Raw genomic sequence first — 8,088 nt, 5'->3', positions numbered from 1 at the left:
ATCAAACATTTCAAAATAACTACTTGGCTTAACGCAGTCATTGCACTGATTTTATACTTTCTTAACTTAAAATAAAAACCGACCTCATATCATGAAGTCGGTTTAACGTACAGCTCATCATTGAATGTAACTTATCTTAGAAGTTGTAGCACACCTTGTGGTTGTTGGTTAGCTTGAGCAAGCATGCTTTGCGCAGCTTGAGTAAGGATGTTATTCTTAGTGAATGACATCATTTCTTTAGCCATGTCAACATCACGAATACGTGATTCAGCTGCAGTTAAGTTCTCAGCAGAAGCCCCAAGATTGTTAATAGTATGCTCAAGACGATTTTGTACTGCACCTAATGCTGAACGTTGAGTTGAAACAGTGTTTACAGCTTTGTCTATGTTGTCTAGTAGTGTATCGTAACCAGAAGTAGTTAGAGCGTTACCACTACCATCTACTACAGAAACATCTGCAACACCTAAACCACTAGCGCTCATATCGCCGATTTCGATAGATAATTGCTGTCCTTGATTAGCACCAATTTGGAAAGTTAACTGACCACTACCTGTACGGCTACCGTCAAGCAATGTTTTTCCATTAAATTCTGTACGATCAGAGATACCTTTACTTCCAGACTGACCACCTAATTCTTGAATTAAAGAATCAATTTCATCCTGGATTGCTTGTAAATCTTCTGGCTCTTGAGTACCTGTACTTGACGCTTGCACTGTCAATTCACGCATACGTTGTAGAATGGAATGAGTTTCATTTAGTGCGCCTTCTGCAGTTTGAATTAAAGAAATCCCATCTTGTGAGTTCTTTTGAGCCATTTCTAGCCCACGAATTTGGCCACGCATTTTTTCAGAGATTGCGAGACCTGCAGCATCGTCTCCAGCTTTGTTAATTTTCAAGCCTGAAGAGAGCTTCTCCAATGAGCTTTGTACTGCGTTGTTGTTACCTGATAGTTGGCGGTGCGTGTTTAGCGCCGCAATGTTGTGATTAATAATCATTTTTTCCTTACCTCCATGTAAGTATATTTTTTGCGAGCCACATCCTTATGTCTCACATCTATAACAACTCATATAGAGTTATTACCAAGTATTAGTAGATTCACTGCGCTGTCCTTAACGTTAAGGCTGTAACCATTAATCTCTATGATTACATTACTTATATCGGCATATTCTTTCAATGTTTAAACGTTTTTTTTATTTTTTCTATTTTTATAGCTGAAGCATATGATTATAATAGAGTGACGCTGAAGTTTATGGTTTCTTTTCAAGAGAAAGCTAAGTATTTCACAAAATTTAAGGAGGAAAAGGAATGAAGGCTTTCACTGCATTTTGTGAGCGAATGGTACAACGTTTTTTACCTGATGCGTTTTTATTTGCCATCCTACTTACATTCACTGTATTTCTTTTAGGAATTATCTTTACTAACAGTTCTCCAATGCAAATGATTGATTATTGGGGGACAGGGTTTTGGGATTTACTTGCATTTGCAATGCAAATGTCCTTAATTGTTGTAACTGGATACATATTAGCAAATACACCACTAATCAAAGTTGTGTTAAAAAAGATTAGTAATCTAGCAAATACGCCTTCACAGGCCATACTATTAGTCACATTTATCGCTTCCTTGGCATGTTTAATCAATTATGGGTTCGGGCTTGTAGTTGGAGCTCTTTTTGCCATTCATGTAGCGAAACGTGTACCAACGGTTGATTATCGTGTATTAATGGCAAGTGCCTATAGTGGATTTCTTCTGTGGCACGGAGGCTTATCTGCTTCTATTCCATTATTAATTGCCACACCAGACCACTTCTTAGAAGATACGATTGGTATAGTACCTGTTTCAGAAACGTTATTTAGTGGTTTTAATTTATTTATAGCTGGTTTTCTATTATTTACCTTACCTTTTGTCAATCGCTTTTTAATGAAAGCACGAGATCCACTAATTCATTCTGACGCAACCGAGTGGCAAACAGATAACACAGACGAAAATAGCGAGAAAGATTCCGTTGAAGGTAAAAGTCCTGCCGGCCGTTTAGAAAATAGCAAAACGATAGCTTTCCTGATTGGCATCATGGGGTTAACATATGTTATTTATTTTTTTATAAATAATGGATTCGATTTAAATATCAATATTGTTAACTTTATTATGCTTTTCTTAGGAGTTATCTTACATGGCACCCCAAGACGTTTTTTAAATAGTGCAACACATGCTGTTAAAAACGTCGGTGGTATTGTTGTGCAATTCCCTTTTTATGCAGGGATCATGGGAATGATGGTTGCTTCTGGTCTATCCGAGCAAATGTCTCTATGGTTTGTTGAGATGTCCAATGCGTTTACCTTTCCACTGTTTACATTTCTTAGTGCCGGCATTATTAATTTTTTCGTACCATCTGGTGGCGGGCAATGGGCCGTTCAAGGTCCAATTATGATTCCAGCAGCTTTGGACTTAGGTGTAGATACAGCAAAAACAGCGATGGCTGTTGCATGGGGGGATGCATGGACGAACATGATCCAACCATTCTGGGCATTACCTCTTTTAGCTATCGCTGGATTAAAAGTTAAAGATATAATGGGATTTTGTGTCATCCTATTATTATATAGTTTCATACCTATTTCTATTGGATTATTATTCTTTTAGTAGCAATAATTAATTACAAAAGTTAGGTATCTTCTTAAACTATTTTTTCCCACTTGTAAGGGTTCAGCCTCCTGTAAACTAAACACTTACTAGAGGCTGTAACCAATTTCGTTCAAATCTTAGAGATAACATTAATACTGCTCTTGTAAAAATGTATAAATCTCTGTTTGTATTTGTTCAAGATTACTTGTTGATGGAAAATGCCCCATATCAAAGGTATGGTAGCTAATAAGGTTTGGAATAATCTGTTGAGCATACTTCATTACTCGTCGATTTGGAAAAAAGATATCTCTTTCTCCTGTGATAACCATTGTAGGGGAGTGATAGTTTCTTAACTCCTTCCTTGTTGTTAATTTTGGCATATTCTTTTCCAATTTTACGTGCGAAAATATATTTCCTATCAATTGGCGATCCTGATCCGTCATTACTCCAGCAGATAATGCATTTGTAATTGTAGTTAAGCTAGCTTCACTACGATTACGATGATAAGAGACTAAAGGAAGTATTACATGGCGTAGCATATCTTTTTTTGAACCAAGTTGAATACCAGAGGGATTAATAAGAACGGCACAAGCTATTCTTTCTGGCTGGAAAGTAGCCAACCTAAGAATAATACCTGCACCATAGGATGGACCAATGAATGCACTCTTTTCCAATTGAAACCAATCCATTATATCGGATATCCAGTTGGCAAAACTATGATCTTTTGCAGAAATACGTGTTTCGTCACTATAACCTGGATGGCCTATTGTATCTGGCGCATAAATACGATAATGATGAAAAAGCTCCTTAAACCAATATAATGTCATTGGATTAATTGCATTTCCGCCTTGTAGAATAATGAGTGGCTTTGCGTTTTTCGGCCCGGTTATTAGCAGATGCGTATTTCCAAAGCGTGTTTTGACATACGCACGCTCCAAACGCAGTGAAAAGGCTTCTAAATAATCTTCATAGGCTTCTTGAATCTTATTTTTCCCATCCACACTCTTATAAATAGTAGCTATTCCCATATAATACTCTCCCTTATCAAATTGCCAAAATGATATAATCATCACGTATCATGTACTCGTTTTTTCTGCGCAATGATAATTCCAATAATTATCATCCCTGACCCACCTAGAATCCCAAAAGTCATTTTTTCACCAAGCAGAAAACTACTGAATAACAGCCCAAACATGGGAACAAGTAATGTAGATATCGTCGCCGTAACCATATCTACTAAACTAAGAATTAAAAACCATAATGTAAAGCATAGTGCAGATGCAAATACACCTGTAAATAATATGTAGTATACACTTTTACTATTTACTAATAACGGTTCATGATGCTCCATGAAAAGGGTAACCATCATAATAGCCAGTGCTCCAAAGAACATTTGAAAGGCTGACACCTGTATTTGCGATAGGTTTTCAAGTTTTAATCGGTAATACGTATTTGCCACTGCCCATGAAACGGCAGCAAGAATAATTAAAATCTCACCTATTATCATTTCTGGCGATTGACCAATCCAAATATCCCATCCTAAAATCGTTAAAAGTCCTAGCATACCAATAAATAGCCCTATAGATTTAGCTAAGCTTAATTTTTCATTTAAGAATTTTACTGCTAATAAACTACTCCACATTGGCATGGAGTATAAGAGAACAGAGGACTTCCCTGCGTCTACAAATCGTAAAGCATACATGACTAGTAAGAAGACAATAGCTGTTTGCAGAATGCCAACGATAACAATATGTTTCCAATATTTTTTTGGAGGCAATCCGAGCTTCAAGATCCATGCTACTAACAGTAACGTAATAGCACCTACACCAAAGCGAAATGAGGAAAATGTGAATGGTCCCATGTATTGTAATGATTCTTTCATTAGTACCCATGCATAGCCCCAAAGTAATGTAATAAATAAAATAAGGCTGCCAATAAGGGTTCGATTATCCTTTAACTTCTCCATGAAAACGTTGGAAGACTTCTCCATTTCTCTCCCCCTTTTTCATATCATAGCAAAAAACACGTAAAAAAATAAGCCTGCTTATGCACGCTTTTTAATAAACAACCTTTCGTGCTATTAACTTCTTTGTACCGCTTTCCAATCTACCTTCTGTTACTACTGCTATCTTTCTATCTATACGTTTCATATTTTTTTCTAATCCATCAATATGCAACCCCATATGATCTATTCTTGACTCTAGATTGGTATAGAGTTGATCAATCTGACGACTGTTTGTCTTTACATCTTCTAATTCTTCCATGACATCAGTGATAGCATGCAACAGATCTTCCACCATCTGTTTGGTCAATCTGTTTCCTCCTTTGTCATACATTATTGTCATCGTAACAAGCAATCTTATAACTAACAAGTGTATATAGGAGGAATTCCCATCTTCAAAATAGGTATATATATCTGGAAAGTGTTTTTTAAACCTTGAATTAAGGAGCGACCCGAAAACGTTAGCTATTTATCGATTAATTGGGATTCGCTCCTTTATCAAGGAAACTTATCCTCTTGGGAACCTGATCATTGAATGATTTTTATCCCACATATAACTGGCAGTCCCCCACTTCAAGTAATAAAGTGAACCCAATATGGGTAAGTGGGGATAAACAAAACTCCGACTGATTGAAGTTTCACTCTATAGATCAATGATCTTATAGTCCAAATTCTGACTTGTATATTACACTATTGCTTCTGTTCATGAATAATATTACCGGCAAGTGCATAAAGAACTGCATAGGTTACAAAGTGAGAAGAATTATCATTTGTATCTTGCTGTGGGTAAACTTCAACATAATCCATTCCTCTAACACCCTGTTTGGCAAAAGCATAAATAAGCTCCAATAGCTCAAAGGAAGTAAGCCCATTCCCATCAACAGGACCACCAGGATTATAAGCAAAATCAAGTACATCGCTGCAAATGCTTAAGTAAACAGCTTCTGTTCCTTTACTTGCAATGGAATAGGCATGCTTAGCAAGTGCTGCTATATCTGTTGATTTGCGAATATCTCGGATAGTAATTGTGGACGCACCTACTTCTGCTGCATACTTTCCAGTCTCTGGTGCGTTTCGTGGGCCATGTATCCCCATATGCACGATGCTTTCATTTCGTACACTTTCACTTTCATATATACGATGGAAGGGTGTACTTCTTGCATAAAGGTCACCTTCATAATCCTTATAATTATCGTAATGGGCATCAAGGTGGATTATTCCTACTTTGCCATTAATATCTTCACTTAATGCCTTAACAATAGGGTAGGTTATCCCATGATCCCCACCAAAAGCTATCGGAAATTTACCTGTATTCCAAACTTTAATGGCGAATTTTTCAATTCGTTTCATTGTTTCTACCGTATCTGCTGGCACAACATCAACATCTCCTAAATCACCTACCCTGTAATGCTCTAAAACATCTACATTATCGAGTTCAGGTAGATAACCAGAATAACGAGCTGAGTTTAAACGAATGACTTTTGGGCCTAATTCACAACCTGTATAATCTCCCCATGTAACTGCACCTTCCCAAGGTACTCCGTAAATAAGAACATCATTCTCTTTTACTTTTTCGTCATGTAAATCTGCCTTTGAACCACCTAAAAAGCAAGGGGTATTACCATATATTTTTTCATGCACCATGTTGTACCACTCCTAGAGTTTATTTAACGCCAGTTACTTTATCGTATTCCTTGAGCATTTCATTGGAAGGTCCCTTACCAACTAAGCTACATCCGATAATGGCAATACTAGACAAAATAAAGCCGGGTACCATTTCGTACAGTTCAGATCCAGTTAACGGCCAAAGAAAAACTGTTATCCCGCCAACTAGAATGCCAGCTATTGCACCATTTCGGGAAGTTTTTCTCCAAAATAAAGAAAACAATATTGCTGGGCCAAATGTGGCACCAAAACCTGCCCATGCATACCCAACTAAATTAAGTACAGAACTAGTTTCATTCCACGCGATTAGTACCGCAATCAATGCAATAACTAATACGGAAATACGACCAACCCAGACGAGCTCATTCTCACTAGCATTTTTACGGAGGTACCTTCTGTAAAAATCCTCTGATAATGCACTAGAAGAAACCAATAGTTGTGAGTCAACTGTACTCATAATAGCGGCCAAAACCGCTGCCAGTAGGATCCCAGCTACCCATGGATTATAAACAACTTGAACAAGCTGAATAAAGACTTGCTCCGAATCAGCAAGTGGCTGGTCAAATGTAATGATCCCTAACATTCCAACAATGAGTGCTCCATATAGTGGAATGACCAGACCCATGGTTACACTAATTAACCTGGCTTTTCTCACTTCTTTGTGGGAACGAATAGCCATAAAACGAGCAAGTATATGTGGCTGACCAAAGTAACCAAGCCCCCACGCAAGTGCTGAGATAATTCCAACAGCCCCAATTGCACCTGCAGATTCCCAAAGAATGCCTTCCGCTTGACTATAATCTGTAGCGGCAAAAGCATCGATTAAACTTGGAGTTATATGACCAAGCTGATTAAACAGTTCCCCAAATCCACCTATCTTAATCAAACCATATATTGATGTAAATAGTAGTGCAGCTGACATTAGAGCACCTTGAATAAAATCGGTATAGCTTACTGCCAAAAAACCTCCCAGAAACGTATATGCAACAATAATAATGGCACCTACAGTTAGTGCTAGGTGATAATCCATTTCAAAGGTTCCTTGGAATAGTTTTGCACCTGCAACTAAGCCTGAGGCTGTATAAAATAGAAAAAAAGCTAGAATAAAGACAGCGGAAATAACACGTAACAAATGGGAGTTATCACGGAAACGATTTTCAAAATACTGGGGTAATGTAATGGAGTCATTTGTATATTCGGTATAAATGCGAAGTCGTTTTGCAACATATTGCCAATTTATCATTGCACCAATTGCCAAACCAACAGCAATCCATAAACTCCAAGTGCCAAGTCCAGCAGCATATGCAGCACCAGGTAATCCAATTAACAACCATCCACTAAAATCACTAGCGGAAGCCGAGAAGGCTGTAACCCAGCTATTTAATTTTCTTCCACCAAGTACATAATCAGATAATGTATTTGTCATACGATAGGTTACAATTCCGATAAGGATCATCACTATCAAATAAACAATAAATGTTAAGATTGTGGGATTCATTAGTCTTCATCCCCCCTTTCTGTAAAAAAAGTGACGACAGCCCAAACTACCAACAATGGCATTGGAACAGCAAACCAAAAGAAAGTCCATCCACTAATCGCATACTCCATGTTTCTCCTCCTTTTCTTGGCGTTTGGATATAATTACGATTTCATCTTAACATAAATAACTGAAAATTTCATCTAATCTAAAAATGATGAGGTTTAGCTTCTCAACGATAAGAAAAACTGAGCAAAATTCGCTCAGTCCTTATCACTAAATGCTCAGATTCACGCTTCCTCTAGTAGCTATTATGGAATAATAGCTA

General features: G+C 37.4%; 7 protein-coding genes. 1 reads left to right on the top strand and 6 read right to left on the bottom strand.

Going from position 1 to position 8,088, the window contains the following annotated elements; translation table 11 throughout:
- Window positions 1-131: 131 nt before the first annotated feature.
- The gene (gene hag / locus Q1A47_RS19235; RefSeq protein WP_026679676.1) at window positions 132-995 is read right to left on the bottom strand and encodes a flagellin Hag; all 864 of its coding nucleotides are present in this window, start codon (window positions 993-995) and stop codon (window positions 132-134) included.
- Window positions 996-1,305: 310 nt separating this feature from the next.
- On the opposite strand from hag, the gene Q1A47_RS19230 reads away from it, so the two are divergent.
- Window positions 1,306-2,634 carry a short-chain fatty acid transporter gene (locus Q1A47_RS19230; RefSeq protein ID WP_166530181.1) on the top strand — a complete coding sequence of 443 codons (1,329 nt, stop codon included), beginning with the start codon at window positions 1,306-1,308 and terminating at the stop codon, window positions 2,632-2,634.
- A 131-nt stretch (window positions 2,635-2,765) separates the two neighbouring features.
- Here Q1A47_RS19230 and Q1A47_RS19225 read toward each other — a convergent pair whose 3' ends face one another.
- From Q1A47_RS19225 to putP, 5 genes are all read right to left on the bottom strand, one after another.
- Window positions 2,766-3,644 (bottom strand): alpha/beta fold hydrolase, encoded by an 879-nt coding sequence (locus Q1A47_RS19225; RefSeq protein WP_121605697.1) that lies wholly within the window; start codon window positions 3,642-3,644, stop codon window positions 2,766-2,768.
- A 41-nt stretch (window positions 3,645-3,685) separates the two neighbouring features.
- Window positions 3,686-4,606, bottom strand: coding sequence for a DMT family transporter (locus tag Q1A47_RS19220; protein ID WP_051388223.1), 921 nt, complete (start codon window positions 4,604-4,606; stop codon window positions 3,686-3,688).
- 67 nt (window positions 4,607-4,673) lie between these two features.
- Window positions 4,674-4,928 carry a hypothetical protein gene (locus Q1A47_RS19215; RefSeq protein ID WP_026679678.1) on the bottom strand — a complete coding sequence of 85 codons (255 nt, stop codon included), beginning with the start codon at window positions 4,926-4,928 and terminating at the stop codon, window positions 4,674-4,676.
- Between the two features lie 380 nt (window positions 4,929-5,308).
- Window positions 5,309-6,262 carry an agmatinase family protein gene (locus Q1A47_RS19210; RefSeq protein ID WP_026679679.1) on the bottom strand — a complete coding sequence of 318 codons (954 nt, stop codon included), beginning with the start codon at window positions 6,260-6,262 and terminating at the stop codon, window positions 5,309-5,311.
- Window positions 6,263-6,281: 19 nt separating this feature from the next.
- On the bottom strand, window positions 6,282-7,781 hold the full coding sequence (gene putP / locus Q1A47_RS19205; RefSeq protein ID WP_026679680.1) for a sodium/proline symporter PutP: 1,500 nt from the start codon (window positions 7,779-7,781) through the stop codon (window positions 6,282-6,284).
- Window positions 7,782-8,088 lie beyond the last annotated feature (307 nt).

This window comes from uncultured Virgibacillus sp. (assembly GCF_947495635.1).
GTDB lineage: Bacteria > Bacillota > Bacilli > Bacillales > Amphibacillaceae > Virgibacillus > Virgibacillus salarius.
This window is presented reverse-complemented; position numbering and strand designations above follow the sequence as displayed.

Coding starts and splice junctions, on each gene's coding strand:
- putP (WP_026679680.1), bottom strand. CDS start 7,781: ATGAATCCCACAATCTTAACATTTATTGTTTATTTGATAGTGATGATC.
- hag (WP_026679676.1), bottom strand. CDS start 995: ATGATTATTAATCACAACATTGCGGCGCTAAACACGCACCGCCAACTA.
- Q1A47_RS19230 (WP_166530181.1), top strand. CDS start 1,306: ATGAAGGCTTTCACTGCATTTTGTGAGCGAATGGTACAACGTTTTTTA.
- Q1A47_RS19210 (WP_026679679.1), bottom strand. CDS start 6,262: ATGGTGCATGAAAAAATATATGGTAATACCCCTTGCTTTTTAGGTGGT.
- Q1A47_RS19225 (WP_121605697.1), bottom strand. CDS start 3,644: ATGGGAATAGCTACTATTTATAAGAGTGTGGATGGGAAAAATAAGATT.
- Q1A47_RS19220 (WP_051388223.1), bottom strand. CDS start 4,606: ATGGAGAAGTCTTCCAACGTTTTCATGGAGAAGTTAAAGGATAATCGA.